The organism is Bartonella sp. MU37NMGALS, from assembly GCF_042194015.1.
Taxonomy (GTDB): domain Bacteria; phylum Pseudomonadota; class Alphaproteobacteria; order Rhizobiales; family Rhizobiaceae; genus Bartonella; species Bartonella grahamii.
This window is the reverse complement of record NZ_JBHIML010000084.1, coordinates 1-1271: the sequence shown is the minus strand read 5'-3', so window position 1 is coordinate 1271 and position 1271 is coordinate 1. Positions and strand designations below refer to the sequence as shown.

Genomic DNA, 1271 nt, shown 5'->3' with positions numbered 1-1271 from the left:
GCATCTGGTGGAGGGGGCAGTGTTGGACCAATCACTTTAGCAAGCATTGATAGGATGTCAGAAGAAGAATTTGACGCTTGGATATCAAATCCGAAAAATAAAGCAATTTTTCGGCAATTGCATGGTGCTGGTAACGGGTATTAAGAGTGCATTTTTATAGAAATTAGCCTGTTTTATGCAGGGGTATGGTCCGGCTTTTAAGCCGGTTTTTTTTTACAGCAAAGAAAGGTTAAATCAATGGCATTAACAACAGTTAGAGCAGATGATCCTCATGCGATAAGCACGTGGTCAAAATTATTAAATACAGAAGTTTCAAAGGCGATACCTATTGCCCCTCTTATAGGCAGGGGTTCAAACAGCATTATTCAACTTAAAACTGAAACACAGAAGGGCAGAGGGGATTGTGTTACATTTAGCTTACGTACACAGCTTTTGGGACGGGGTGTTACCTCAGGACAGACGCTTGAGGGGAATGAAGAGGCATTACAATTCCTTCATGACAGACTATATATTGACGAGCTTTCGCATGCAGTTCGTGTAGAAAATGAAGGTAGTATAGCGCAACAACGTACAACGTTTGATTTGCGTGACGAAGCAAAAGATGGCTTAGTTGATTGGTATGCAGATCGCTTAAGCTTGATGTTTTTCATTCAAGCTTGCGGATATACAGCAAGGACAATCTCTTTTGAAGATCGGATGATAGATATCGAGAATGTGCATTATGGATTTAATGAACCTCTTGCACCAAGTAGTAAGCGAATTATCCGTCCAGATGGTAAAACCAAGGATGAAGAGCTAAGTGAAGCGCCAAAACACAGCTTTAGTTTGAAGCTTATTGACGAAGCTGTAAAAATGGCGAAACTTGCTAATCCCAAAATTCGACCAGTACGTGTGAATGGGGAGAGTGTTTATGTTCTCTATTTGCATCCAACACAAGTGATGCAATTGCGTACCAATACAGAGACTGGTCAGTGGCTTGATATTCAGAAAGCTGCTTACACAGGCTCTCGTGCGCAAAACCCAATCTTTGATGGTTCTTTAGGCATGTATAATGGTGTGATTTTACGTGAATCTGAACATGTCACCCATGGGGTAAAATCTACCGATCATACAGCGAAAAAAAGTGTGCGTCGTGCTGTTTTTCTTGGAGCACAAAGTATCGTTATGGCTTTTGGGAACAATCGCAATGTCAATCGCTATAAATTGGTGGAAGAGCATTTCGACTATCAACGTTACTATGGTTTGTCTGCGAAAACACTGATTGGCATGAA

The 1271-nt window shown here is 41.1% G+C and carries 1 protein-coding gene; it reads left to right on the top strand.

The window, feature by feature from the left end; all coding sequences use genetic code 11:
- Positions 1-237: 237 nt before the first annotated feature.
- The coding region (locus ACFIJP_RS09145; protein ID WP_375627104.1) for a N4-gp56 family major capsid protein at positions 238-1271 on the top strand (1034 nt) is incomplete at its 3' end.